19 protein-coding genes are annotated in these 24,976 nt (G+C 75.2%); 6 read left to right on the plus strand and 13 right to left on the minus strand.

Going from position 1 to position 24,976, the window contains the following annotated elements; translation table 11 throughout:
- Nucleotides 1-192 precede the first annotated feature (192 nt).
- The 3 genes from RF644_RS12635 to ftsY form a co-directional block, all read right to left on the minus strand.
- Entirely contained in the window at nucleotides 193-531 is a 339-nt protein-coding gene (locus RF644_RS12635; RefSeq protein ID WP_017833766.1) for a P-II family nitrogen regulator, read from the minus strand.
- Between the two features lie 51 nt (nucleotides 532-582).
- Nucleotides 583-1,896: an ammonium transporter gene (locus tag RF644_RS12640; protein WP_368796759.1), complete on the minus strand. Its 1,314-nt coding sequence runs from the start codon at nucleotides 1,894-1,896 to the stop codon at nucleotides 583-585.
- Nucleotides 1,897-2,104: 208 nt separating this feature from the next.
- Nucleotides 2,105-3,250, minus strand: coding sequence for a signal recognition particle-docking protein FtsY (gene ftsY / locus RF644_RS12645; protein WP_368796760.1), 1,146 nt, complete (start codon nucleotides 3,248-3,250; stop codon nucleotides 2,105-2,107).
- 81 nt (nucleotides 3,251-3,331) lie between these two features.
- Between ftsY and RF644_RS12650 the strand changes: the two genes are divergently transcribed.
- The gene (locus tag RF644_RS12650; protein ID WP_368796761.1) at nucleotides 3,332-4,567 is read left to right on the plus strand and encodes an MFS transporter; all 1,236 of its coding nucleotides are present in this window, start codon (nucleotides 3,332-3,334) and stop codon (nucleotides 4,565-4,567) included.
- 26 nt (nucleotides 4,568-4,593) lie between these two features.
- On the opposite strand, the gene smc is transcribed toward RF644_RS12650, so the two are convergent.
- Nucleotides 4,594-8,283, minus strand: a complete 3,690-nt coding sequence (gene smc / locus RF644_RS12655) for a chromosome segregation protein SMC (RefSeq protein WP_368796762.1) — start codon at nucleotides 8,281-8,283, stop codon at nucleotides 4,594-4,596.
- Between the two features lie 324 nt (nucleotides 8,284-8,607).
- On the opposite strand from smc, the gene RF644_RS12660 reads away from it, so the two are divergent.
- The 3 genes from RF644_RS12660 to RF644_RS12670 all read left to right on the plus strand — a co-directional run bounded on the left by RF644_RS12660 (nucleotide 8,608) and on the right by RF644_RS12670 (nucleotide 13,627).
- The gene (locus tag RF644_RS12660; RefSeq protein ID WP_368796763.1) at nucleotides 8,608-9,633 is read left to right on the plus strand and encodes a 3-oxoacyl-ACP synthase III; all 1,026 of its coding nucleotides are present in this window, start codon (nucleotides 8,608-8,610) and stop codon (nucleotides 9,631-9,633) included.
- A 134-nt stretch (nucleotides 9,634-9,767) separates the two neighbouring features.
- Nucleotides 9,768-12,455: an alpha/beta fold hydrolase gene (locus tag RF644_RS12665; protein WP_368796870.1), complete on the plus strand. Its 2,688-nt coding sequence runs from the start codon at nucleotides 9,768-9,770 to the stop codon at nucleotides 12,453-12,455.
- Nucleotides 12,452-13,627, plus strand: a complete 1,176-nt coding sequence (locus tag RF644_RS12670; protein ID WP_368796764.1) for an NAD-dependent epimerase/dehydratase family protein — start codon at nucleotides 12,452-12,454, stop codon at nucleotides 13,625-13,627. The genes RF644_RS12665 and RF644_RS12670 overlap by 4 nt, the downstream gene beginning before the upstream one ends.
- A gap of 107 nt (nucleotides 13,628-13,734) precedes the next feature.
- Here RF644_RS12670 and RF644_RS12675 read toward each other — a convergent pair whose 3' ends face one another.
- From RF644_RS12675 to coaD, 6 genes are all read right to left on the minus strand, one after another.
- Nucleotides 13,735-14,778, minus strand: a complete 1,044-nt coding sequence (locus tag RF644_RS12675; protein ID WP_368796765.1) for an NAD(P)-dependent alcohol dehydrogenase — start codon at nucleotides 14,776-14,778, stop codon at nucleotides 13,735-13,737.
- A gap of 83 nt (nucleotides 14,779-14,861) precedes the next feature.
- Nucleotides 14,862-15,803 carry a bifunctional DNA-formamidopyrimidine glycosylase/DNA-(apurinic or apyrimidinic site) lyase gene (gene mutM, locus RF644_RS12680; RefSeq protein ID WP_368796766.1) on the minus strand — a complete coding sequence of 314 codons (942 nt, stop codon included), beginning with the start codon at nucleotides 15,801-15,803 and terminating at the stop codon, nucleotides 14,862-14,864.
- Nucleotides 15,796-16,494, minus strand: a complete 699-nt coding sequence (gene rnc / locus RF644_RS12685) for a ribonuclease III (RefSeq protein WP_368796767.1) — start codon at nucleotides 16,492-16,494, stop codon at nucleotides 15,796-15,798. Before rnc ends, mutM begins: the two co-directional genes overlap by 8 nt.
- A 5-nt stretch (nucleotides 16,495-16,499) precedes the next feature.
- Complete coding sequence (gene rpmF, locus RF644_RS12690) at nucleotides 16,500-16,703, minus strand: 50S ribosomal protein L32 (RefSeq protein ID WP_031282896.1); 204 nt, start codon at nucleotides 16,701-16,703, stop codon at nucleotides 16,500-16,502.
- A gap of 2 nt (nucleotides 16,704-16,705) precedes the next feature.
- Nucleotides 16,706-17,320 carry a DUF177 domain-containing protein gene (locus RF644_RS12695; RefSeq protein ID WP_217905562.1) on the minus strand — a complete coding sequence of 205 codons (615 nt, stop codon included), beginning with the start codon at nucleotides 17,318-17,320 and terminating at the stop codon, nucleotides 16,706-16,708.
- A gap of 68 nt (nucleotides 17,321-17,388) precedes the next feature.
- Nucleotides 17,389-17,856, minus strand: coding sequence for a pantetheine-phosphate adenylyltransferase (gene coaD / locus RF644_RS12700; protein ID WP_368796768.1), 468 nt, complete (start codon nucleotides 17,854-17,856; stop codon nucleotides 17,389-17,391).
- A gap of 83 nt (nucleotides 17,857-17,939) precedes the next feature.
- Here coaD and RF644_RS12705 point away from each other — a divergent pair, with 83 nt between their 5' ends.
- Both RF644_RS12705 and RF644_RS12710 read left to right on the plus strand, forming a co-directional pair.
- Nucleotides 17,940-19,286, plus strand: coding sequence for a wax ester/triacylglycerol synthase domain-containing protein (locus tag RF644_RS12705; protein ID WP_368796769.1), 1,347 nt, complete (start codon nucleotides 17,940-17,942; stop codon nucleotides 19,284-19,286).
- Nucleotides 19,287-19,296: 10 nt separating this feature from the next.
- The gene (locus tag RF644_RS12710; protein ID WP_368796770.1) at nucleotides 19,297-20,529 is read left to right on the plus strand and encodes an aminotransferase class I/II-fold pyridoxal phosphate-dependent enzyme; all 1,233 of its coding nucleotides are present in this window, start codon (nucleotides 19,297-19,299) and stop codon (nucleotides 20,527-20,529) included.
- Between the two features lie 96 nt (nucleotides 20,530-20,625).
- Here RF644_RS12710 and RF644_RS12715 read toward each other — a convergent pair whose 3' ends face one another.
- From RF644_RS12715 to RF644_RS12725, 3 genes are all read right to left on the minus strand, one after another.
- Nucleotides 20,626-21,951 carry a UDP-glucose/GDP-mannose dehydrogenase family protein gene (locus tag RF644_RS12715; RefSeq protein WP_109243452.1) on the minus strand — a complete coding sequence of 442 codons (1,326 nt, stop codon included), beginning with the start codon at nucleotides 21,949-21,951 and terminating at the stop codon, nucleotides 20,626-20,628.
- An 89-nt stretch (nucleotides 21,952-22,040) separates the two neighbouring features.
- On the minus strand, nucleotides 22,041-22,640 hold the full coding sequence (rsmD, locus tag RF644_RS12720) for a 16S rRNA (guanine(966)-N(2))-methyltransferase RsmD (RefSeq protein ID WP_368796771.1): 600 nt from the start codon (nucleotides 22,638-22,640) through the stop codon (nucleotides 22,041-22,043).
- Nucleotides 22,641-22,674: 34 nt separating this feature from the next.
- Nucleotides 22,675-24,972 carry an ATP-dependent DNA helicase RecG gene (locus RF644_RS12725; RefSeq protein ID WP_368796772.1) on the minus strand — a complete coding sequence of 766 codons (2,298 nt, stop codon included), beginning with the start codon at nucleotides 24,970-24,972 and terminating at the stop codon, nucleotides 22,675-22,677.
- Nucleotides 24,973-24,976: the final 4 nt, after the last annotated feature.

The raw sequence follows: 24,976 nt of genomic DNA on the forward strand, positions 1-24,976 counted from the left end.
AAGCTGCTTTCGTCGAGGGAGGCGGCCGGTGCCCCGCGGTCTGCGCCGCGGGCCGCGGCCCGGCCCGGTGTGGCGGGTCAGTGTCCAAGGTTAGCAACTCCGGGCGGCGCGGGGCCCGCCCCGTCGCCGTGCGGGGACGACGACGGCCGGCCCCCTCCCGGTGGAGGGGGCCGGCCGTCGGGACGGGTGGGGTCAGAGCGCCGTCTCGTCGCGCTCGCCGGTGCGCACGCGCACGGCCTGGTGCACGTCGGTGACCCACACCTTCCCGTCACCGGCGCGGCCGGTGTTCGCGGAGGAGACGATGACGTCGACGATGTCCGTGGCCTGGTGGTTGTCCACGAGGATCTCGACCCGGACCTTCTCGAGCAGGTCCACCGTGTACTCCGCGCCGCGGTAGACCTCGGTGTGCCCGCGCTGCTGCCCGTAGCCGTGCACGTTCTGGACCGTCATGCCCTGGACGCCGTAGGACTCGAGGGCGGACTTGATGTCCTTGAACTTCTCGGGGCGCACGATCGCGGTGACGAGTTTCATGGAAGGGATGCCTTTCGTGAGGAGGGAATGCGCCGGCGGTCGCCGCACGGCTCAGCTGTGCACCGGCTCGGAGCGGCCCGGCTCGAAGGACGAGGCGTCCTCGCCCGCGGCGTGCCGGCCGGGGCTGAAGGAGCCCGTGGCGTCCCCGGCCAGGGCGTAGCCGGACTCGGCGTGCTGGGTGATGTCGATGCCGTCGATCTCGTCCCGCTCCGTGATCCGGAAGCCGATGGTCTTGTCGATCACGAAGGCGATGACGAAGGTCAGCACCGCGCAGTAGACCACCGAGACGAGCACCGCCACGACCTGGGTGAGCAGCAGGCCGAAGCCGCCGCCGTAGAACAGGCCCGCGGTGCCCTCGGAGGGCAGCGCCACGAAGCCCAGGGCCACGGTGCCGACGATGCCGGAGACCAGGTGCACGCCGATGACGTCCAGGGAGTCGTCCATGCCCATCCGGTACTTGAGGCCCACGGCGAGGGCGGAGCAGATGCCGGCGATGAAGCCGATCCCGATCGCCCAGACCGGGGAGACGTTGGCGCAGGCCGGGGTGATGGCCACGAGCCCCGCCACGACGCCGGACGCGGCGCCCAGGGACGTGGCGTGCTTGTCGCGGATGCGCTCGGTGAGCAGCCAGCCGAGCATCGCGGCGGACGGGGCCACGAGGGTGTTGATCCAGATGAGCCCGGCCTGCTCGGCGGTGCCGGCGGCACCGGCGTTGAAGGCGAACCAGCCGAACCACAGGATCGCGGCGCCGAGCATGACGAGCGGCAGGTTGTGGGGGCGCTGGCTCGGGTCCTTGCCGAAGCCCTGGCGGGCGCCGACGATCAGGATGAGGATCAGCGCGGCCACGCCGGCGTTGATGTGCACCACGAGGCCGCCGGCGAAGTCGATGGCCTCGCCGATCGCGGAGCCCACGGCGCCGTCCTCGGTGAGCAGCCCGCCGCCCCAGACCATGTAGGCCAGGGGGGCGTAGACGAGCGTGGCCCAGACGGGCACGAACACGGCCCAGGCGCCGAAGCGGGCCCGGTCGGCGATGGCTCCGGAGATCAGGGCGACGGTGATGATGGCGAAGGTCCCGCCGTAGGCGGCGCCGAGGAGGTCCTCGGTGCCCATGATGTCGGCCAGGGCGAAGGACGGCACGGGGCTGCCCGTGAGCCCGCCCAGCAATGGGTCCCCGCCGCTCATGGAGTACCCCCACAGGACCCAGACGATGGAGACGATGGCGATGGAGATGAAGCTCATCATCATCATGTTCAGGACGCCCTTGGCGCGGGTCATCCCTCCGTAGAACAGGGCCAGCCCCGGGGTCATGAAGAAGACCAGGGCGGCCGCGACGATCGTCCACACGTGTCCAGCTGTGATTTCCACGATGTGCACCTCTCTCTGCAGGTTGTCAGGTCACCGGTGCCACTGGCCCGTTCCCCGAGGGGCCGTCCGGTGCTCACCGTTCACTGTCGAGTGTCCGAGAGAGATGTTTCGCCCGCCGCCGTGCGGGGTTGCGAGCATGTTTCACGCCCGCCGCAATGGTTACGAGCACGTGAACTGCGGCGGGCGTGTGGGGGAAAAGGGGGACGGATCAGTCGAGCAGGGCGTCCACGAAGCTCTCGGGCTCGAAGGGCGCGAGGTCGTCGGGTCCCTCGCCGAGGCCGATGAGCTTGACCGGCACCCCGAGGCTCTTCTGGATGGCGACCACGATGCCGCCCTTGGCGGTGCCGTCCAGCTTGGTGAGGACGATGCCGGTGACGTCGACCACCTCGGCGAAGACCCGCGCCTGGGTCATGCCGTTCTGCCCGGTGGTCGCGTCGATGACGAGCAGCACCTCGTCGACGGCGGCGGCCTTCTCCACGACCCGCTTGATCTTCCCGAGCTGGTCCATCAGCCCCGCCTTGTTCTGGAGCCGGCCGGCGGTGTCGATCATCACGACGTCCACCTCGTGCTCGATGCCGGCGGTCACGGCGTCGTAGGCCACCGAGGCGGGGTCGGCGCCCTCGACGTGCGAGCGCACGGTGGGCACGCCCACGCGGGCGCCCCAGGTGGAGAGCTGGTCGGCGGCCGCGGCGCGGAAGGTGTCCGCGGCGCCGAGCACCACGTCCTTCTCCTCGGCGACGAGCACGCGCGCGAGCTTGCCCACGGTGGTGGTCTTGCCCACGCCGTTGACGCCCACCACGAGGACGACGGCGGGGACCGGCCCCTTGCGCTCCACGGCCAGGGACCGGTCCATCGACGGGTCGACCAGCGCGAGGAGCTCCTCCCGGAGCATGGCCTTCACGTGGGCGGGGTCGTTGGTGCCCTCGACCTTGACCCGGCGCTGGAGGGCCTCGACGAGGGCCATGGACGAGTCGGTGCCGAGGTCGGCGAGCAGCAGCGTCTCCTCGATCTCGTCCCACACGTCCTGGTCGATGCGGTCGCGCGAGAGCAGGGCCAGCAGGCCCTTGCCGAAGACGTTGTTGGACCTGGCCAGCCGCCCGCGCAGCCGCGCCATCCGGGACGCGGCGGACTCGGGGCGGTCGAGGGCCGGCCGGGTGTCGGCGGGCGGGACGGAGGCGGTGCCGGGTTCCAGGTCGCCGGGGGCCGCGACGGGGCCGCCCTCGAGGTCGTCGGGGTCCCGGGTGGAGGGGTAGCCGCCGCGGGGCGCCTTGGGCCCCCGCAGCAGGACCAGCCCGAGCAGACCGAGGACCACGACGGCGATGAGCACGTATGCGAGAACGGGTATCGAATCCACGTCGCCCAGCTTCTCACACCGCCCGGTCCCTCGGCCGGGGCCGCGGGGCCGGGCCGCCGCCCGGGGTCCTAGACTCGACGGGTGCCTGTCCAGCCCGCCGCCGCCGCGCCCGAGCGCGACCGCGTTCCCCAGCAGATCACGGTGCTCATCGCCGCCGCCTTCGTCATCGCGATCGGCTACGGCATCGTGGCCCCGGTGCTCCCCCAGTTCGCCACGACCTTCGGGGTCGGGGTGGCCGCGGCCTCGGCCGTGGTCAGCGTCTTCGCCGTGGCCCGCCTCCTCTTCGCGCCGGCGGGCGGGCGGATCCTGAACCGGATCGGCGAGCGCCCGACCTACGTGACCGGCGTGCTCATCGTCGCGCTGTCCTCCGCGGCCACCGCCTTCGCCCAGACCTACTGGCAGCTGCTGCTGTTCCGGGGTCTCGGCGGGATCGGCTCGGTGATGTTCACGATCTCGGCGATGGGGCTGATCGTGCGGCTGGCCCCGCCGCGGATGCGCGGGCGCGTCTCGGGCTACTACGCCTCCGCGTTCCTGGTGGGCGGGGTGCTCGGCCCCGTGGTCGGCGGCCTGCTCGCCGGCTTCGGCATGCAGGCGCCGTTCCTGATCTACGCGGTGTCGTTGCTGGTGGCCGTGGCCGTGGTGCACTTCCGGCTCAAGGACGAGGTGCTCGGCGCCGGCGGGGATCGCCGGAACCAGCCGGTGATGACCGTGGCCGAGGCGCGCCGGGTAGGGGCCTACCGCTCCGCCCTGGTCTCCAGCTTCGCCAACGGGTGGACCGCCCACGGGATCCGGGTGGCCCTCGTGCCGCTGTTCGCGGTGGCCGTGCTGGGGGCCGGCCCGGCCGTGGCCGGCCTGGCCCTGGCGGTCTACGCCGCGGGCAACGCGATGACCCTCCCGGTCACCGGCCGGCTCACGGACCGGTTCGGGCGCAGGCCGCTCGTGCTCTCGGGCCTGGTGCTCAACGGGGTCGCGACCATGGGGCTGGGCCTGGTCCAGGACGTCCCGTGGTTCGTGGTCCTCTCGCTCGTGGCCGGTATGGGCTCCGGGACCCTGAACCCGGGCCAGCAGGCGACCGTGGCCGACGTCATCGGACCGGACCGGGCCGGCGGACCGGTGCTGGCCCGCTTCCAGATGAGCGCCGACGCCGGGCAGATCCTCGGCCCCGTGGTGGCCGGTGCGCTGGCCGACGCCGCGGGCTTCGGCTGGGCCTTCGGGGTCTCCGGGGCGATCATGCTGCTGGCCGCCGGGGCCTGGCTGCCGGTGCGGGACACGATGGAGCGGCCCGAGACCCCGCCCGTGCGCGGCGCCGGGCAGTAGCGGCCCCGGGCGGGAGCACGGCGGGCTCAGCGCAGCTCGGCGAGCCGCTGCCCGATCACGGTGGTCACGCCGTCCCCGCGCATCGCGACCCCGTAGAGGGCGTCGGCGATCTCCATGGTCCGCTTCTGGTGGGTGATGATGATCAGCTGCGAGGTCTCCTGCAGCTGGCGGAAGATGCTCAGCAGCCGCCCGAGGTTGCGGTCGTCGAGAGCCGCCTCGACCTCGTCCATGACGTAGAAGGGCGAGGGGCGGGCCTTGAAGATCGCCACGAGCAGCGCGATCGCCGTCAGCGACCGCTCCCCGCCGGAGAGCAGGGACAGCCGCTTGACCTTCTTGCCGGCCGGGCGCGCCTCGACGTCGATCCCGGTGCTGAGCATGTCCGTGGGGTCGGTCAGGCGCAGCCGGCCCTCCCCGCCCGGGAACAGGGTGGCGAAGACGCCCTCGAACTCCCGGGCGGTGTCGGCGTAGGCCTCCGCGAAGACGCGCTCCACGTGCTCGTCGACGTCGCGGATGATGCTGCGCAGGTCCTGCCGCGAGCGCTTGAGGTCCTCGAGCTGCTCGGCCAGGAAGCGGTGGCGCTCCTCGAGGGCGGCGAACTCCTCCAGCGCCAGCGGGTTCACCCGCCCCAGGGAGGCGAGCTCCTTCTCGGCCCGGCGCAGCCGCGCCTCCTGCTGGGCGCGCACGTAGGGGGCGCCCCCCGCGGCCCCGGCCAGGTCGCCGGACGCGACGCCGAACAGGGCGTCCTGGCCGTCCTCGGCCGCCGCCGGCACGTCGTCCTGGGCAGCCCCGGGGCCGCGGTCGGAGTCGGCGCCGGGGTCGAGGTCGGGGTCGGGGATCAGCAGGTGCGGTCCGTAGTGCTCCACGAGCGCGTCCGGGGTGAGCCCCAGCTCCTCGAGGGAGCGGTCCTCCAGGGCCTGGATCCGGGCGCGCTGCTGGGTGCGGGCCAGCTCGTCCCGGTGCACGGAGTCGGTGAGCCCGGCGAGCCGCGCGGCGAGCCGGTCGTTGGCGGCGCGCAGGTCCGTCAGCTCCGCGTCCAGCCCGGCGCGGACGGCCTCGGCCCGGTCCCGCTCCGCGGCGGCGACCGCCGCGGACGCCGCCACGAGCTCGAGCAGCTGCTCGGCGCCGGCGAGCACCGCCTCGGCGTTGCGGGCCTGGATCCGGCGGCGCCGGGCCCGCCGCTCCGCCTCCTCCCGCGCCCGGCGCTCGGCGGCGGCGGCCCGCTCCTGGGACGCGGCCCGGTTGCCGAGGGCCCGGGCCTGCTCCTCGAGGGAGCGCAGGGCGAGCCGGGCCTCCGTCTCCGCGGTGCGGGCCGTCGTGGCGGCCCGGTGCAGCTCGTCGCGGCGGGCGGCGGCCTCGAGCTGGACGGTCTCGGTGTCCTCCTCGCCGTGCTCCTCGGCGGCCCCGAGCCGCTCGGCGGCCTCGCGCAGCCGCTCCTGCTCCCGGGCCAGATGCTCCCGCGCGGCCGCGACCTGCTCGTCGTAGCGCCGGGTCTCCGCCTCGGCCGAGTCCAGCACGGCCCGGACCCGGGAGAGCTCGGACGCGGCCCGGTCCGCCGTGCGCTCGGCGGCGCGCAGCAGCCCCGCGGTCTCCTCGGCGGCCCGGCGGGCGGCGTCCCGCGCCGCGGCCGCCGCGCCGGAGGCGGCCCGCGCCCGGTCGAGGGCCGCGGCGAGCTCGGCCCGCTCCGCCTCGGCGGCCTCGGCCGCGGCGCGGGTCTCGAGCGTGCCGGCCGCCTCCGCGGCGCCGCCCCAGGCGCTGCTGCCCGTGAACACGTCGCCGCCCCGGGTGACGGCCGTCAGCTCGGGCCGGTCGGCCACGATCCGGGCGGCCGTGGCGGCGTCCTCCGTGAGCACGGTCGCGGCCAGCAGGGCCCGGACGGCGGCCGCTCCGCGCCGCGCGTCGTCGTCGTCCGGGCCGGCGCCCTCGCCGTCCCGCAGCACGGCGGCGGCGGGCCGGACCCCGGGACGGTCGGGGAGCGCCGGGGCGGGGCCGGACCGGTCCGGGGCGCCGGCGGCCACCAGCAGGTGCACCCGGCCCACGCCGTCGGCGCGCAGGGACTCGAAGACGGAGACGGCCGCGCCGTGGGAGCGCACGGCGAGGGCCTCGGCGAAGGGGCCCATGGCGGCGGTGACCGCCCGCTCCCAGCCGGGCTCGACGTCGACGAGGTCGACGACGGCGCCGAGCACGGCGTCGGCGTGCCCGTCGAGGACCGCCGCGGAGCCGTCGGGCTGGCGCAGGGCGGCGCGCAGGGTCTCGGCGCGAGCGCGCTGGGCGTCGTGGGCGCGCAGCAGCTCCTGGGCCGCGGCCTCGGCCTCCCGGGCGGCGGCGCGGGCCCCGGCGGCGGCCTCGGCGTCCTGCTCGTGGCGGGCGCGGGCCCGTTCGGCGGCGCCGGCCGCGTCCTGGGCCGCGAGCGCCAGGCTGTCCGCCTCGGTGCCGGCCTGCACCCGGCGCCGCCCGGCGTCCGCGTGGGTGGTGTGCAGGCGGGAGAGCTCGTTCTCGGCCGCCTCGACCCGGGAGCGGGCCGCCGCGACCGCGCCGGTGAGCCGGGCCGTGCCCTCCCGGCGGTCGGCGGCCGCCCGGAGCAGGCCGGTGACCACGCCGTCCTGGTCGCGCGCCGCGGCCTCCGCGTCCTCGCGCTCCTGGATGGCCTCGGCGAGGGCGTCGACGGCGTCCTCGACCTGCTCGAGGAGCTGGTGCTGCTCCTCGCGGGTGCGGGCCGCCTGGGCGTCGAGCCGGTCCGGGTCCCGCCCCGGGTCCGCGGGCTCGGCGGCGGACCCGAGCAGCCGGCGCCGCTCGGCGGCGAGCGAGGCGAGGGACCGGTAGCGCTCCTGCACGGCGGTGAGCTGGTACCACGTGTCCCGCGCGGCGTTCAGGGCGGGGGTCGCCTCGGCGGCGCGGGCCTCGACGTCGGCCTGCCGGGCGCGGCCGGTGTCGAGGGCCTGCTCGGCCTCGGCGCGCTCGGCGCGCAGCCGGCGCTCGGCGTCCTCGTCGACGGCGAGGCTCGTGCGGGCCTGCACGAGGTCGTCGGCCAGCAGCCGGGCGCGGGCGTCGCGGACGTCGTGCTGGATCCGCTGGGCGCGCCGGGCCGTCCTGGCCTGCCGGCCCAGCGGGGTGAGCTGGCGGCGGATCTCGGCGGTGAGGTCCTCGAGCCGGTCGAGGTTGGCCTGCATCGCCTCGAGCTTGCGCAGCGTCCGCTCCTTGCGGCGCCGGTGCTTGAGGACCCCGGACGCCTCCTCGACGAAGCCGCGGCGCTCCTCCGGGGTGGCGTGCAGGATGCGGTCGAGCTGGCCCTGGCCCACGATGACGTGCATCTCCCGACCGAGCCCGGAGTCGGAGAGCAGCTCCTGGATGTCGAGCAGCCGGCACGGCCGGCCGTTGATCGCGTACTCGGAGCCCCCCGAGCGGAAGAGCGTGCGCGAGATCGTGACCTCGGAGTACTCGATGGGCAGCGCGCCGTCGGCGTTGTCGATGGTCAGCGACACGTGGGCCCGGCCGAGCGGGGCCCGGCCGGCGGTGCCGGCGAAGATGACGTCCTCCATCTTCCCGCCGCGCAGGGACTTCGCGCCCTGCTCCCCCATGACCCACGCCAGGGCGTCCACCACGTTGGACTTGCCCGAGCCGTTGGGGCCGACGACGGCGGTGACCCCGGGCTCGAACTCGAAGGTGGTGGCCGAGGCGAAGGACTTGAACCCCCGCACGGTCAGGGTCTTCAGGTGCACGGGTGTCCGGTCTCCTGGGGTGGGCGTGGCGGGCAGGGGGTCGCCACCACTGTACTCGCGCGCCCCGACGGCCCCGCGGCCGCCGGCCGGGCACCGCGCCCCGGAGGGAGCGCCGACCCGCCCGGAGCGGGCGCGGGCGGAGACGAGGAGCGGAGACGAGGAGCGGAGAAGATGATCAGCCTACAGAGAAACGACCGGGTCCCGGCCGGCGCCGCGGAACCGGCCGGTAGACTGGCCGCGACCAGCACGACCTGCCCTCCCCGCGACCGCGCCCTCCGTGGGCGGGCCGGGGCGTCGGCGAGACCCTAACGAAAGCCAGAGACCTTGACCGGTAATTCCTCGATCCGTCACCGCAACGCCGCCCTCCTGGCCATCACCAAGGTCGAGGCCGACGAGGTGGTGCCCTCGTCCCACGCCGACGAGGTCCTGGCGGACACGTTCGCCCGGCTGAAGATGCCGAAGGGCCTGCTCGAGCGGCTCGCGGGCGTCAACGAGCGGCGCGTCTGGGCCCCCGGGCGCCACTTCACCGACGGCGCCGTGGAGGCGGGCGAGGCGGCCCTCGCCCGCGCGGGCGTGCACCCGGACCAGGTGGGGCTCCTGATCAACGCCTCGGTGACCCGCGACGGCTACGAGCCCGCGGTCTCGGTGTCCGTGCACCACCGGCTCGGCCTGGCCCCCTCCGCCCTGAACTTCGACGTCACCAACGCGTGCCTGGGCTTCGTCAACGGGCTCACGATCGCGTCCACGATGATCGACGCGGGCGCGATCGACTACGCCGTCGTCGTCGCCGGCGAGGACCCGACCCCCTGGCACCGCGAGACGTACGAGCGGCTGCAGGGCCCGGACGTGACCCGGGCGGACGTGGTGCGCGAGTTCGCCACCCTGACCCTCGGCTGCGGCGCGGCCGCCGCCGTGGTCGGCCCCGCCGACCGGCACCCGGAGGGACACCGCATCGCGGGGTCCGTGACCCGGTCCGCGACCGAGCACCACGGGCTGTGCATCGGGGGCTTCGACGGCATGTACACCGACGCCACGGGGCTGCTCAAGCACGGCGTGGGGCTGCTCGCGGACGCGTGGCACGACGCGCACGAGGACGGCTGGGACTGGGCGGGCATGGACCGCTACATCGGCCACCAGGTCTCCATGTCCCACACCAACAAGCTGTTCCAGGACGTCGGGATCGACCCGGAGAAGTTCCCCCTGACTTTCCCGTTCTGGGGCAACGTCGCGGCCGCCGCGCTGCCGATGACCCTCGCCCTGGAGGCCGAGCGGCTCCGGCCCGACGAGCGCGTGCTGCTGCTCGGCGTGGGCTCCGGGCTCAACGCGACCTACATGGAGATCGACTGGTGAACCGCCGGCGCTGACGCCGCGCCCGCCCGAGACACCCCGCACGAGACGCACCCTCGAGGAGCCCCACGACCATGGCACGCACACGACCGTCCACGATTCAGCAGCCCGGAGGGCCGGACGCGGCGCGGCTGCCCATGACGGAAGTGCCCCTGCCCGGGGTGGACCCGGCGTGGTCCCGCACGGTCACGGTGGCCTCGACGGCTCCCGTGGAGCCGGTCCCCGGCCGGCGGCGCCGCTGGCACGTCCTCGACAACGCGGCCTCTCTGGAGGCCGCCGGGCTCACCCCGCGGGGCACGGTCCTCGCCGTGCACGGCAACCCCACCTGGTCCTACCTGTGGCGCGACGTGCTGGCGGCCGGGACGGACCCCGCGAACCCCTGGCGGGTGATCGCCGTGGACCAGCTCGACATGGGGTTCTCCGAGCGGACCGGGCTCTTCCGCCGTCTCGACGACCGGGTCCGCGACCTGGGCGACCTCACGGCCGAGCTCGGCCTGGACGCGAGCGAGGCCCCCGTGGTGACCCTCGCCCACGACTGGGGCGGGCTCGTGTCCTCCGGCTGGGCCCTGGAGCACCAGGACGTCCACCGCGCCACGATCCTCACCAACACCGCCGTCCACCACGACAACGCCGAGCGGATCCCCGCCTCGCTGCGGCTGGCGCTGGCCCCGGCCGCGCACGGGCTGCTCACCGAGCGGACCACGAGCTTCCTCGACGTGGCCCTGGCACTGGCGGAGCCGTCCCTGTCCCGCGAGGTGCGGGCGGCCTACCGGGCGCCCTACGCCACGCGCGCCCGTCGGGAGGCGATCCGCAACTTCGTGGCCGACATCCCGGCCGCCCCGGACCACCCCTCGCACGCCCGCTACGAGCAGATCGCCGCCGGCGTGGCCGCCCGCGAGGTCCCCGCCCTGCTGCTGTGGGGCATCGGCGACCCCGTGTTCCAGGAGCGCTACCTGCAGGACCTCGTGCGCCGCATGCCGCACGCCGACGTCCACCGCTACGAGGGAGCCCTGCATCTGCTGCCCGAGGACCGGGACATCGCGACGCCGGTGCTGGCCTGGCTCGCGGACCGCTTCGGCCCCGGCCCCGGCCGCCGCGAGCTGCACCTGCAGCGGCGCGCCGTCTCCCGCGGCGAGCACGTCCCCTTCCCCGCGGAGCTCGACGCGCGGCGGGCCGACCTCGGCCTCGCCGTCGTGGACATGGCCCCCGCCTCCGGGGACGCGGGCGCGGGGGCGCACGCGGCCCCGGTGCGGGCGAGCCTGAGCTGGGCGGAGCTCGCCGACCGCGTGGACCGCCTCGCCGCCGGGCTCACCGGCATCGGGGTGCGCCCCGGGGACCGAGTGAGCCTCATGGTGCCGCCGGGCTCCGACCTCACCGCGCTGCTCTACGCGTGCCTGCGCGTCGGCGCCGTCGTCGTCGTGGCGGACTCCGGCCTCGGTCCCAAGGGCCTCACCCGGGCGCTGCGGGGGGCCGCCCCCGCCTGGCTCGTGGGCATCCGCAGGGCGCTCGTCGCCGGCCGGGCCCTCGGCTGGCCGGGCACCCGGATCTCGCTCGAGGCCCTCGACCCCGTGTCCCGCCGGGCCCTCGGAGTGGCGCACGACGTCCCCGCGCTGCTGGACTCGGCCCCGCGCGCCGACCTGCCCGCGCCGGACCCGGACGCGGACGCCGCGGTGCTGTTCACCTCCGGGTCCACGGGCCCGGCCAAGGGCGTCGTCTACACCCACCGCCAGCTCTCCGCCATGCGGGACGCCGTGCGCGGCACGTACGGGCTCACCGCCGGCACGGGGCTCGTGGCGGGCTTCGCGCCCTTCGCGCTGCTGGGGCCCGCCATGGGCACCACGTCCGTGACCCCGGACATGGACGTGACCGCGCCGAAGACCCTCACCGCCCGCGCCCTGGCCGACGCCGCCTCGGCCATCCAGGCCACCGCGGTGTTCCTCTCCCCCGCGGCGATCGCCAACGTCCTCGCGACCCGGCACGAGCTCGACGAGGGGCAGCGGCGGGCGCTCGAGCTCGTGGAGCTGGTGCTCTCGGCCGGGGCCCCCCTCCCGGAGCCGCTCCTGGAGCAGCTGCAGGAACTCGTGCCCGCGGCGACGCTGCACACCCCCTACGGCATGACCGAGGGGCTGCCCCTCACGGACGTGACCCTCGGGACCATCCGGCAGGCCGGCCTGGACAGCGCGGGATCCGCCGTGGCCGGCGCCGGCAACGGCGTGTGCGTGGGCACCGCCGTGCACGGCGCCGAGCTGGGGGTCACCGCCCTGGGCCCGGACGGCGTCCCCGACGACGGGATCACCACCGAGCCCGGGGTCACCGGTGAGATCGTCGCCCGCGCCCCGCACGTCAAGGACCGCTACGACCGGCTCTGGCACACGGAGCACCTCAGCACCCAGCTGCCCGGCTGGCACCGCACCGGGGACGTCGGGCACTTCGACGCCGCCGGGCGGCTGTGGGTCGAGGGCCGCCTCGCCCACGTCATCGTCTCCGCCGGCGGCGTGCTGACGCCGGTCGCCGCGGAGCACGCGGCCCGGACCGTGCCCGGCGTCGGCCGCGCCGCCGTCGTCGGGGTCGGCCCGGCGGGCACGCAGGTGCCCGTGGCCGTCGTGGAGACCGTCCCGGCGGCCCCGCGCCCGGGTCCCGCCGACCCGCTGCTCTCCGGCGCCGTGCGCGCCGCCGTGCGCCAGGCCACGGGCCTGGACCTCGCGGCCGTGCTCGTGGTCCCCGAGCACCCGACCGACATCCGGCACAACTCCAAGATCGACCGAGCCCTGCTGGCCGGATGGGCGGAGCACGCCCTGGCCGGAGGAAGGATCAGGAACCCGTGAACGGCAAGCACCGCCAGGACGGCACGCACGACGACAAGGTCCCCGCCTACGACGCCTCCGTGACGGAGGGCGCCCCGCCGGCCGGCACCGGCAGCCACGAGGTGGAGCGCGGGCGGCAGGAGCTGACCGGCGACGGGCGGACGGTGCTCGTCACCGGCGCCTCCGGGATGCTCGGGGAGCACGTGGCGCGGCTGCTCGCCGCCCGCCACTGGACGGTCCGGCTGCTCCAGCGCCGGCATGCGCCGCTGGCCGACCAGCCGAACGTCGAGGAGGTCCTGGGCTCGGTCACGGACCCGGACGCCGTGGCGCGGGCCATGGAGGGCGTCGACGACGTCGTGCACCTCGCCGCCAAGGTCTCCTTCGCCGGGGACTGGGACGAGTTCGTGCTGACCAACGTCACCGGCACCCGCGTGGTCCTGGAGACCGCGCGGCGGGCGGGCGTGGACAACGTGGTGTTCGTCTCCTCGCCGTCGGTCGCCCACACGGGCGACTCCATCGTGGGCGAGCCCGCCCGGGCGGCCGACCCCGTGCACGCCCGCGGCAACTACGCCCGGTCCAAGGCCGCGGCCGAGCTGCTCGCGCTCGATGCCGACGGCCGCGGGCTGCGCGTCACGGCCGTGCGCCCGCACATCGTGTGGGGCCCCGGGGACACCCAGCTCGTCGAGCGGATCGTCGACCGCGCCGCGAAGGGGCGGCTGCCGCTGCTGGACCACGGGGCGGCCCTGATCGACACCACCTACGTGGACAACGCGGCCGAGGCGGTCGTGCGGGCGCTGGAGCGGATCGAGTGGGCGCACGGACGGGCGCTGGTGGTCACGAACGGCCAACCCCGCACCGTGGGCGAGCTCGTGGCGGGCTTCTGCCGGGCGGCCGGCGTGGAGCCGCCCACGCGCAGGGTCCCCGGCGTCCTGGCCCGCCTCGCGGGCACGGTCATCGAGAAGGTGTGGGCGGTCCGCCCGGGGGCGGACGAGCCGCCGATGACGGCCTTCCTGGCCGAGCAGATGTCCACGGCCCACTGGTTCGAGCAGCAGAGCACCCGCGAGGTGCTCGACTGGACACCGTCCGTGACGGTCGAGGAGGGCATGGCGCGGCTGGCCGAGTACTACCGGACCCACCCCCTGGGCGCCCACGACGCCCCGATGCCCGCCACGGGGTCCACCGCCGCCCGCTGATCCCCCGCCGCGTCGGGCGGCGGGCCGGTCGGCGGTCCGCCGCCCGAGCGGCGCACCCCCGGGGCGGCCGCACGTGCGGCCGCCTCGGGGGTGCGCGGGGCCCGGGATCAGACCAGCGTGGCGGTGTCGATCACGAACCGGTAGCGCACGTCCGAGTTCTGCACCCGCTCGTAGGCCTCGTTGATCTGCTCGGCCGAGATGACCTCGATCTCGGCGCCCACCCCGTGCTCGGCGCAGAAGTCGAGCATCTCCTGGGTCTCGCCGATGCCGCCGATCATGGACCCGGCGAAGGTGCGGCGGTTGGCCAGCAGCGAGAACACGTTGACGTCCAGCGGCTCCGCCGGGGCGCCGACGTTGACCATGGCCCCGTTGACGTCGAGCAGCGACAGGTGGGCGTCGAGGTCGATCTTCGCGCTGACCGTGTTGAGGACCAGGTCGAAGGTCCCGGCCAGCTCCTCGAACGTCTGCGGGTCGCTCGTGGCGTAGTAGGCGTCGGCGCCCAGGGCCAGCCCGGCCTCCTTCTTGCGCAGCGACTGGGAAAGCACCGTCACCTCCGCACCCATGGCGTGGGCGATCTTCACGCCCAGGTGGCCCAGCCCGCCCAGACCCACGACGGCGACCTTCTTGCCGGGGCCGGCCTTCCAGTGGTTCAGCGGGGAGAAGGTGGTGATGCCGGCGCACAGCAGGGGCGCGGCGACGTCGAGCTCGATGCCCTCCGGGATGCGCAGCACGAAGTCCTCGGTGACCACCACGTGGGTGGAGTACCCGCCCTGGGTGACGGTGCCGTCGCGGTCCTCGGCGCCGTAGGTCATCACGGCGCCGTCGAGGCAGTACTGCTCGTCGCCGGCACGGCAGTTGGCGCACTCGCCGCAGGAGTTCACCATGCACCCGACCCCGACCCGGTCGCCGACCGCGTGGCGGGTGACGTCGGCGCCGACCTCGGTGACGATCCCGGCGATCTCGTGCCCGGGAGTCAGCGGGTACTGCTGGGGGCCCCAGTCCCCCTGAACGGTGTGCAGGTCGGAGTGGCAGATCCCGGCGTACTTGATCTCGATGAGGACGTCGTGGGCGCCGAGGTCCCGGCGCTCGAGAGTGGTCGGGACCAGCGGGGCGCCGGCGGACGGGGCGGCGTAGGCGTTGACGGTGCGCAAGAGGTGCTCCTCGGAGGGTGTGGGGACAGAAGTATGGGTCCAGAAGTACGGGTGCGGCGGAAGGGTCCCCGGGGTGCCCGGTCTCAGAACCGGGCGTTGCGGGGCGTGCGCTGGCAGACCGGGCAGCGATAGGAGGAGCGGTTCATGAACTGCTCCCGCACGATCAGGGTGCTCCGCCCCTCCTCCGCGCAGCGCGGGCAGGGCAGGGAGGCGCGGCCGTAGGCGGAGAGGGAGCGGGCGAAGTAGCCGGACTCGCCGTTGACGTTGACGTAGAGGGAGTCGAAGCTCGTCCCGCCGGCCGCCAGCGCGCGGTCCATGACCTCGCGGACGGCCGCGACGAGACGCAGCGTCTCGGGGCGCCGGAGCGTGTCGGTGGGCCGCGCCCAGTGCAGGCGCGTCTGCCACAGGGCCTCGTCCGCGTAGATGTTGCCGATCCCGGAGACCAGCGCCTGGTCCAGCAGCGCGCGCTTGAGCCCGGTCCGGCGCCGGCGCAGCCGGTCGTGGAGGCGCTCCGCGTCGAAGGCAGGGTCCAGCGGGTCCCGGGCGATGTGGGCGGCCCGGGCGGGCACCAGCGGGACGCCCGTGGCCGAACGGCCGCCCGGGGCGCCGTCGTCGGTGGGGACGAGCCGGTCGAGGAGCATGCCGCCGAAGATCCGCTGGTCCACGAAGCGCAGCTCCGCCGGGGTGCCGGGGCGCTCGGACAGGCCCAGCCGCACCTTCAGGTGCTTCTCGTCGGGCAGCCCGGAGTCCTTGACCAGCAGCTGCCCGCTCATCCCCAGGTGCACAAGCAGCGCCTCCTGCGGCGGGGCGCCGTCCGCCCCGGTCAGCGGCAGCCACAGGAACTTGCCGCGGCGCACCGCGTCGGCCACGACCGCGCCGTCGAGCTCGTGCCCGAAGGAGACGGGGCCGGGCTCGTGGCGGCGCACCGAGCGGGGGTCCAGGACCTGCACGGACTCGATCCGGCGGCCGACCACCCAGCGCTCCACCCCGCGGCGGACCACCTCGACCTCGGGCAGCTCAGGCACCGCGGCGGGCGACCAGGGTCGCGTAGGCCTGCGCCGCGGCGGAGCGCTCGGCCTCCTTCTTGGTGGTGCCGGTGCCCGTGCCGTGGTCCTGACCGCCGACGAGCACGTGCGCCTCGTAGCGGCGGTCGTGGTCGGGGCCGGTGCCCTCCACGGCGTAGCGCACGGGGCCCAGGGCGCGGGCCGCCGCGAGCTCCTGGATCTCGGTCTTCCAGTCCCGGCCCTCGCTCATCACGAAGCCGTCCTCGAGCAGGGGCACCACGAGCCGCAGCACGAAGGCCCGGGCCGCGTCGAGGCCGGTGCTGACGTACACGGCGCCGATCAGCGCCTCCATGGTGTCGGCGAGGATCGAGGCCTTCTCGTGCCCGTTGGTGCGCACCTCGCCCTTGCCCAGGCGGATGTGGGGCCCCACGTCCAGGGACCGGGCGAGGTCGGCGAGCGTGCGGGTGCTGACCACGGCCGAGCGGATCTTCGCGAGGTTGCCCTCGGAGTCGTCGGGGTAGCGGTGGAAGATCTCGTCGGTGACCGCGAGACCCAGCACGGAGTCCCCGAGGAACTCGAGCCGCTCGTTGTGGCCCTGTCCCTCGTGCTCGTACGCGTAGGAGCGGTGGGTCAGGGCAAGACGAAGCGTCCCGGCGTCGATGTCGACGCCGAGACGCTCCAGCAGGTCCTGAGGTGTCGCGGTGGAGGTCACCGTGGTCAGGCGTCGGCCACCTTGCGGCCCTTGTACTCCAGGAACAGCGCGGTGCCGGCGGAGTCGGTCACGACCTTCGCCTGGTGCGGCAGGCTGTAGGTGACCTTGCCGTTCTCGACGGTCTTGACCAGCTTGGGCGCGGTCGCCTTCCACTGCGAACGGCGTGCACGGGTGTTGGCACGGGACATTTTCCGCTTCGGAACAGCCACGGCTATCTCTCTTCTCTCGGTTCGGTCGTCTGGGTCGAGGTGTCCTGCTCGAGCAGCCCCGACAGGGCGCTCCAGCGAGGATCGAGCACCTCGTGGTGGTGTCCCGGGTCGTCCTCCAGGCGCGCGCCGCACTGGGCGCACAACCCCTGGCAGTCCTCCCGGCACACCGGTTGGAACGGCAGCTGCGTGATCACTGCGTCCCGAAGCATGGGCTCGAGGTCGATGGTCTCGTCCTGAACTTCATACATCTGGTCGTCCTCGGAGTCCTCCCCGCCGTCGGCGGCGGGGTCGAAGACGTAGAGCTCCTGCACGTCGACGTCCAGATCGTAGTCGATCGGGTCGAGGCACCGGCTGCACTCGCCGTGGATGGCCACGGCGGCCGTGCCGGACACCAGGATCCCGTCGTGGACGGATTCCAGCCGGAGGTCCAGGTCGATGTCCGAGCCCTCCGGGGCGCCGATGAGTGCGTTGCCGAAGTTCTCCGGCGCGGGCACAACTTCTTCCAGGCGTCGCATCGTCCCCGGGCGGTGCTCGAGGTCCCGGACACCGATGGTGAGGGGCGAACTGTTCTCGCGACTGATGACTGACTCCTGGTGAAATTCTGACCGACAGACCATGTTAGCGTGCCGCCCCGCGCGTTCTCAAACGGGCCGGGTCCGGGCGCGCCGGGACGGGGCGCGCCCGCTCAGCTCTGCAGGGCCCGCAGCACGGGCGCCGGCACGAACCCGGAGACGTCGCCGCCGAGGCCCTGGACCTCCTTCACGAGGGTCGAGGACAGGTGCAGGAACCGGGGGTCGCCGGGCAGGAAGACCGTCTCCACCCCTGTGAGGTGGCGGTTCATCGTGGCCATCGGCACCTCGTACTCGAAGTCCTCGCCCGAGCGCAGCCCCTTGACCAGGGCCACCGCCCCCCGCTGCGCCGCGTACTCCGCGAGCAGGCCTGCGCCCATGGGCTCCACGACGACGCCGGCGACGTCCGCGAGGCTCTCCGCCACCAGGGCCAGCCGCCGGTCCGCGTCGAACCGGTAGCGCTTGTGCGGGTTGGTGGAGACCGCGACGACGACCTCGTCGAAGAGCGCCGCGGCGCGCGCGACGATCTCCAAGTGGCCGTTGTGCAGGGGGTCGAAGGAGCCGGGGCAGATCGCTCGGTGCATGGGTGCCATCCTAGGGGCGCTCCGTGCCGGGGCGGCGTACCGTGGTGGACGAGGGAGTCCTCCGGCCAGAGCGGAGCACCGACATGGGCATGCAGTGCCGCCGGGCGCGGACCGGGGAGCGGATCAGCGCCCTGGACGAGGCCAACCTGCGCGTAGAGCGGCGCGGGGTGCCCATGCACGTCGCGGCCCTGGCCCTCCTGGAGGCCGGTCCCCTGCTCGATGCCGGCGGGCGCGTCCGGCTGGCGGAGGTCCGGGAGCACGTCGAGCGGCGCACCCGGGACGTCCGGCCGCTGCGCCGGCTGCTCGCCCGCCCCGGGGGCGGACGCCCCGTGTGGCTCGACGACCCGGTCTTCGACGTCTCCCGGCACGTGCGCAGCCGTCCGGTGCCGCCGCCCGGGGACGAGGAGAGCCTGCTCCGGGTGTGCGCCGGGATCGCCGCCGTCCCGCTGTCCCGGGACCGGCCCCTGTGGGAGCTGTGGCTGCTCCCCGGCCTCGCCGGCGACCGGGTCGGCCTGCTGATCCGGTGGCACCACGTGCTCGCCGACGGTCTCGCGGCGCTGACCCTGCTCGCGCCCCTGTTCGATCCTGCGCCCGGCGGCGCCCCGCGCGCCCCGGACGCGCCGGGTCGCCCGGGGACGGGCGGCGGCCCGCCGCCCGTCTCTGCCACGGCCCGCGCTCCGGCCCGCGCCGCTGCCCGCCTGTTCGGCGCCGCGGCCCAGGTCCGCGGCGCGCTCGCGGAGGGCCGCGCCCCGGCGCTGTCCCTCAACCGGCCCGTGGGCCCGCACCGCCGGGCCGTGCTGGTGCGCGCCGACCTGGCGGTAGTCCGGGAGCTGGCCCACCGGCACGGCGGGACGGTCAACGACGTGCTGCTCACCGCCGTGGCGGGCGGCGCCCGGCGGCTGCTGGCCGCGCGCGGCGAGCTGGCCGGCGTGCCGCAGCTGAAGGTGTCGGTGGCCGCCTCCGTGCGCGCCGCGGGGGACCCCGCCGGCGGCAACCGGGCCGGTGTGCGCGTCGTGGCCGTGCCCGTCGACGAGCCCGACCCGGTGGCCGCGCTGCAGCGGATCGCGGCCACCACCTCCCGGCAGCGGACCCGTCCGCCGTACCGGCCGGGCGGCCGCCTGGCCCAGCGCTGGATGGTCCGGGTCATGGACCGGCAGCGGCTCGTCAACGTGCTGCTCAGCAACGTGCGCGGCCCCGCGGCGCCCCTGCTCTTCGCGGGGGCGCCGGTGCTCGAGCTGTTCCAGCTCGGCGCCGTGCAGGGCAACCTGGCCCTCGCCGTGGGCGTCGTCTCCTACGCGGGGACCCTGGGCATCGACGTGGTGGCCGACGCCGACGTGGTGCCGGACCTCCCGGTGTTCGTCGAGGGGCTGGCCGAGACCCTCGTGCGGCTCGGCGCCGGGCCGCCGCCCGGAGCCGCCGCGGGACCCTAGACTGGCGGCCATGGATGCCACCGACGCCGCCGTCCCGTCCACGCACACGTCCGGCCCCCCGTGGGAGCGGATGGCCCGCGGGGGCGGTCTGCTGACCGGCACCGGAGAGCTCACCGGGACCGTCTTCGAGGAGATGTCGCGGCTGGCCGCGCGCACGGGCGCGATCAACCTGGGCCAGGGCTTCCCGGACGTCGACGGTCCGCGGGAGATGCTCGACGCCGCGGCGGCCGCGCTGCACGGCGGCGGCAACCAGTACTCGCCGGTGGCGGGTCTGCCGCTGCTGCAGGAGGCCGTCGCGGCGCACCAGCACCGGTTCTACGGGATCGACCTGGACCCGGCCTCCGGGGTGGTCGTGACCGTGGGCGCGTCCGAGGGGCTGGCCGCGAGCCTGCTCGCGTTCCTGCGGCCCGGGGACGAGGTGGTCGTGTTCGAGCCGCACTACGACCTCTACGGCGCGGTGGTGGAGTTCGCCGGCGCGCGGCTGGTCACGGTCCCCCTCGAGCCGCCGCGCTTCTCCCCCGACCTCGACCGCCTCGCCGCGGCCTTCGGGCCCCGCACCCGCATGGTCATCCTCAACGACCCGCACAACCCGACCGGGACGGTGTTCGACGACGCCGTCCTGGCCCGCGTGGCCGGACTCGCCGCCGAGCACGACTGCGTGGTGGTGACCGACGAGGTCTACGAGCACCTGCGCTACGCCGGCGGGCACCGGCCGCTCGCCGCGCTGCCGGGGGCCTTCGAACGGACCCTCACCGTCTCCTCCGTGGGCAAGTCCTTCTCGGTCACGGGCTGGCGAGTGGGCTGGGTCAGCGGGCCGGCGCACCTCGTGGGCCCGGTGCGCGCCACGAAGGCCTATCTCACGCACAGCGCCGCCACGCCGCTGCAGATCGGGGCGGCCACCGCCCTGGGCCTGCCGGACGGGTTCTACGACCGCCTCACGGAGGACTTCCGGCGGCGTCGCGACGTGCTCGTGCGGGGCCTGGCCGCGGCGGGCGCCGAGCCGTTCGAGCCGCAGGGCACGTTCTTCGTCGTGGCGGACGTCCGCGGCCTGTGCGAGCGGTACGGGGTCAAGAACGCCGCGCACCTGGCGCCGGTGCTGGCCGAGCGGGCCGGTGTGGTGGGCGTGCCCGTGCCGGCCCTCGCCTCCGCGGAGCACCGGGAGCTCTACGCGTCCTGGATGCGCTTTTCGTTCGGCAAGCGCCTGGACGTCCTGGAGCGGGCCGGGCGGCAGCTGGCCGGTTGAGCCGGTCCGCACGGCGGGGAGCTCGCCGCCCGCCCTCGTGCCGGCTCCCCGGCGGTGGGGAACCGGCGCGCGGGACGCCGCCCCGCGCGCCGCGGCTCAGACGGCGCTCGCCCGGCGGCCCAGGGCCCGGTAGGTGAAGCCGGCCGCGGTCCAGCGGTCGGGGTCGAGCACGTTGCGGCCGTCGAGGATCTGCGGGACGGCCACCAGCGGGTCGAGCTGCTCCGGGGTCATCGCCTTGAACTCGGCCCACTCGGTCAGCAGCACCACGACCTCGGCCCCGGTGACGGCGGCCTCGAGGGAGTCCACGTAGTCCAGGCGCGGATAGCGCTTGGCGGCGTTGGCGTTGGCCTTGGGGTCGTAGACGGCCACCTCGGCGCCGATCGAGTGCAGCCGGGCGGCGATGTCCAGGGCCGGGGAGTCGCGCACGTCGTCGGAGTCCGGCTTGAAGGCCGCCCCGAGCACGGCGACCTGCCGGCCCACCACGGTCCCGCCCAGCATCTGGGTGACCGTCTCCACCGTGTGGCCGCGGCGGCGGACGTTGATGTCGTCGACCTCCGCGAGGAAGCGCACCGACTGCTCCACCCCGAGCTCCGCGGCCCTGGCGCGCAGGGCGCGGATGTCCTTCGGCAGGCAGCCGCCGCCGAAGCCCACGCCGGCGTTGAGGAACTTGCGCCCGATCCGCTCGTCGAGGCCGATCGCGTCGGCCAGGGTGCGGATGTCCCCGCCGACCGCCTCGGTGAGCTCGGACAGGGCGTTGATGAAGGAGATCTTGGTGGCCAGGAAGGCGTTGGCCGCGACCTTGACGAGCTCGGCGGTCTCGAAGTCGGTGACGATCAGCGGGACGCCGGCCTCCAGCTGCCGGGCGTAGACCCGGCGCATCACGGCCTCGGCGGCCGGGTCCTCGGAGCCCAGCACCATCCGGTCCGGGGCCAGGGTGTCCTCCACGGCGTAGCCCTCGCGCAGGAACTCGGGGTTCCACACCAGGGACACGTCCACGCCCTCCCGCGCCGAGGCCTTCGCCAGGTCCGCCAGGCGGCGGGCGGAGCCCACGGGGACCGTGGACTTGCCGGCGATCACGCAGTCCTTCGTGGCGGCCGCGGCGATGGAGCCGACCGCGGCGTCGACGTAGCGCATGTCCGCCGCGAAGCTCCCGGCCCGCTGCGGGGTGCCGACCCCGACGAAGTGGACGTCGCCGAAGGCGCCGGCCTCCTCGTAGCTCGTGGTGAAGCGCAGCCGGCCGGTGCCCACGTGCTTGCGCAGCAGCTCGCCCAGGCCCGGCTCGTGGAAGGGCAGCTCGCCGCGGGACAGGGCGTCGACCTTCTCGGGGTCCACGTCCAGCCCCAGCACCTCGAAGCCCATCTCCGCCATCGACGCGGCGTGCGTGGCCCCCAGGTAGCCCGTTCCCAGAACCGTGATCCTCATGGACGTCCTCCGTTCCTCCCGGGCGCTGACCCGGGCTCGATGCTGCCTGTCGAATCTTGTCAAAGGGCGTGCGCCCAGCGGCGCAGGTGTCAGTCCGGCGCGCCGGGGGACGCAGGCGATGTGACGTCCGTCTCGGCGAACCACACGGTGGTCTCCCCGTGCCGCTTCTGCTCGAAGCGGCGCAGCCCGGCCGGCCAGCCGGGCTCCGGGGACCGGGTGGAGCGCTCGACCACGAGCACCCCGCCCTCCCGCAGCCGGCCCACCAGCGGGGCGAGGACCGCGGCGAGCTCCGCCTCCGGCAGGGGGTAGGGCGGGTCGGCCAGCACGAGGTCCCACGGCCCCTCGGCGGGATCCGCGAGGTAGCCGCCCACCGCCCCGTGCCGGACCGTGACGACGTCGTCGCGCCCGAGGGCCCGGTGGACCGTCGCGGCGTTGGCGCGGCAGACCCGCGCCGCGCCCGCGTGCCGCTCCACGAGGGTCACGGCGGCCGCGCCGCGGCTCGCGGCCTCGCAGCCGAGGGCCCCGGAGCCCGCGAAGAGGTCGAGGACCCTGGCGTCCCGGAGCATGCCCCACGCCTCGAGCCGCGCGAAGAGGGACTCCTTGACCCGGTCGGTGGTGGGCCGGGTGTCCCGGCCCGGCACGGACTGCAGGCGCAGCCCCCCGGCGGCCCCGGCGATGATCCTGCTCATGGGTGCTCCTCTCGGGTGCCCGGCGGCACGTGGCTCAGCCCCGGTCCAGGAACGCCTCGGCGTCCGGGTCGAGGTAGCGCTCGATGGCCTCGGCCAGCTCGGGGTGCTCCAGCAGCTGGGGGTCCTCGCCCAGGATCGTCACGGCGTCCCGGCGGGCGCGCTCGATGAGCTCGGCGTCGTCGAGGGCCCGCAGCAGGCGCAGGGTGGAGCGGCCGCCGGACTGCGCGGCACCGAGGATGTCGCCCTCGCGGCGCAGCTCGAGGTCCGCCCGGGCCAGCTCGAAGCCGTCCGTGGACCCGGCCACCACCTCGATCCGCTCCCGTGACGGGTGCTCGGCGGGGCGCCGGGTGACGAGCAGGCAGGTCCCGGCGTGCCCGCCGCGCCCGATCCGGCCGCGCAGCTGGTGCAGCTGGGAGATGCCGAACCGGTCGGCGTCGACGATGATCATCAGCGTGGCGTTGGGCACGTCCACGCCGACCTCGACCACGGTGGTGCACACGAGCAGCTGCACGTCCCCGGCCGCGAACTCCTCCATGAGGCGGGACTTCCGGTCCGTGTCGAGCCGGCCGTGCAGCACCTCGGCGCGCACGCCGGCCAGGACGGGCTCGGCGGCCACGAGCTCGGCGAGCCAGGTGACGGACGCCATCGTCGCCTCGGACTCCTCGTCCTCGGAGGCCGCCGCGAGGGCGGACTCCGCGAGGGAGGCGTGGGGCGGGGGCTCGTCGTCGTCGCCGATCTTGGGCGCGACCACGTAGACCTGGCGGCCCGCGTCGATCTCCTCCCGGGCGCGCCGCCACAGGCGCCGCTCCCAGCCCGGGTGCTCCACGAGACCCACGGTGTGGGTGGCGATCGGCTGCCGGCCGGCCGGGAGCTCGTCGAGGACGGAGACGTCCAGGTCGCCGAAGACGGTCATCGCCACGGTGCGCGGGATGGGGGTCGCGGTCATCACCAGCAGGTGCGGGGGCCGCCCGGCCTTGTCCCGCAGCCGGTCGCGCTGCTCGACGCCGAAGCGGTGCTGTTCGTCCACCACGACCAGTCCGAGGTCGGCGAACTGGACGACCTCGGAGAGCAGGGCGTGGGTGCCGATGACGATCCCGGCCTCCCCCGACGCGATCCGCAGCAGGGCCCGCTTGCGCGCCGCGGCGCCCATGGACCCCGTGAGCAGCACGACCTGGGTGCCGTCCGGGTCCCCGCCGAGCAGGCCGGCCTGCGCCAGCGGGCCCAGGGAGCGGACCACGGAACCGTGGTGCTGGGCGGCGAGCACCTCGGTGGGGGCCAGCAACGCGGCCTGCGCGCCGGAGTCCACGACCTGCAGCATCGCGCGCAGGGCCACGAGCGTCTTGCCCGAGCCGACGTCGCCCTGGAGCAGCCGGTTCATGGGGCGGGTGCCCGCGAGCTCCGCGGCGAGTTGCTCCCCCACGGTCCGCTGCCCGGCGGTGAGCACGAAGGGCAGCCCGGCGTCGAAGCGGGCGAGCACCCCCGTGGGGACGCCCGGGCGAGCGGTGGTGGGGTGGGCGGCGAGCTCGGCGCGGCGGCGGGCCAGGGCGCACTGGAGCAGGAACGCCTCCTGGTAGCGGAACCGGCGGCGCGCCTCCCCGTGGGCCCGGGTGTCCCTCGGACGGTGGACCTGCCAGTACGCCTCCTCGAGCCCCATGAGACCCTCCCGCTCCCGGATCCCGTCCGGCAGCGGGTCCGGGACGGCCCCGAAGTCCACGACGGGCAACAGGGAGTGCACGGCGCGGGCGATCTTGTCCGTGGTCAGCTTGGCCGTGGCCGGGTAGATCGGGATGGGCCGGCCGGCGCGCTCCTCGGCGGTCTCCCCGGCCTCCGGGGCGTCCGGGTCGAGGATCGCGTAGTGCGGGTTCGTCATGGTCACGCCGCCGTTGTACAGCCCGACCTTCCCGGAGAACAGGGCGTGCGTTCCGGGGGGCAGGTCCCTGGCGGCGGTCCAGGCGTTGAAGAAGCTCAGCCGCATCGTCCGGCCGGGGCCCGGGTCGCCGTCCGCGAAGAGCCGCTGCGGGTCGGAGGAGACGCGGTCCGTGATCACCACGTCCGTGATGGACCCGCGCCGCGAGCGCATCTGGCGGGTGGAGGCGTGCACGACCTCGGCCACGATGGTGACCTGCTGGTCGATGCGCAGCTCCGAGAACGGGGTGAGCTCGCCCCGCGGCATGTACCGGCGGGGGAAGTGGTCGAGCAGCTGCCCGATCGTGGACACCGAGAGCTGCCGGGCCAGCTGGTCGGCCGTGGTCCGCCCCAGCAGCCGGGCCAGCGGCTGGTCGAGCTCGGAGACCGGGTCGGGGAACGCCCCGCCGCCGTGGGTCGGGGTCATCTCA

Source organism: Kocuria sp. CPCC 205258 (genome assembly GCF_040981005.1).
GTDB lineage: Bacteria > Actinomycetota > Actinomycetes > Actinomycetales > Micrococcaceae > Kocuria > Kocuria rosea.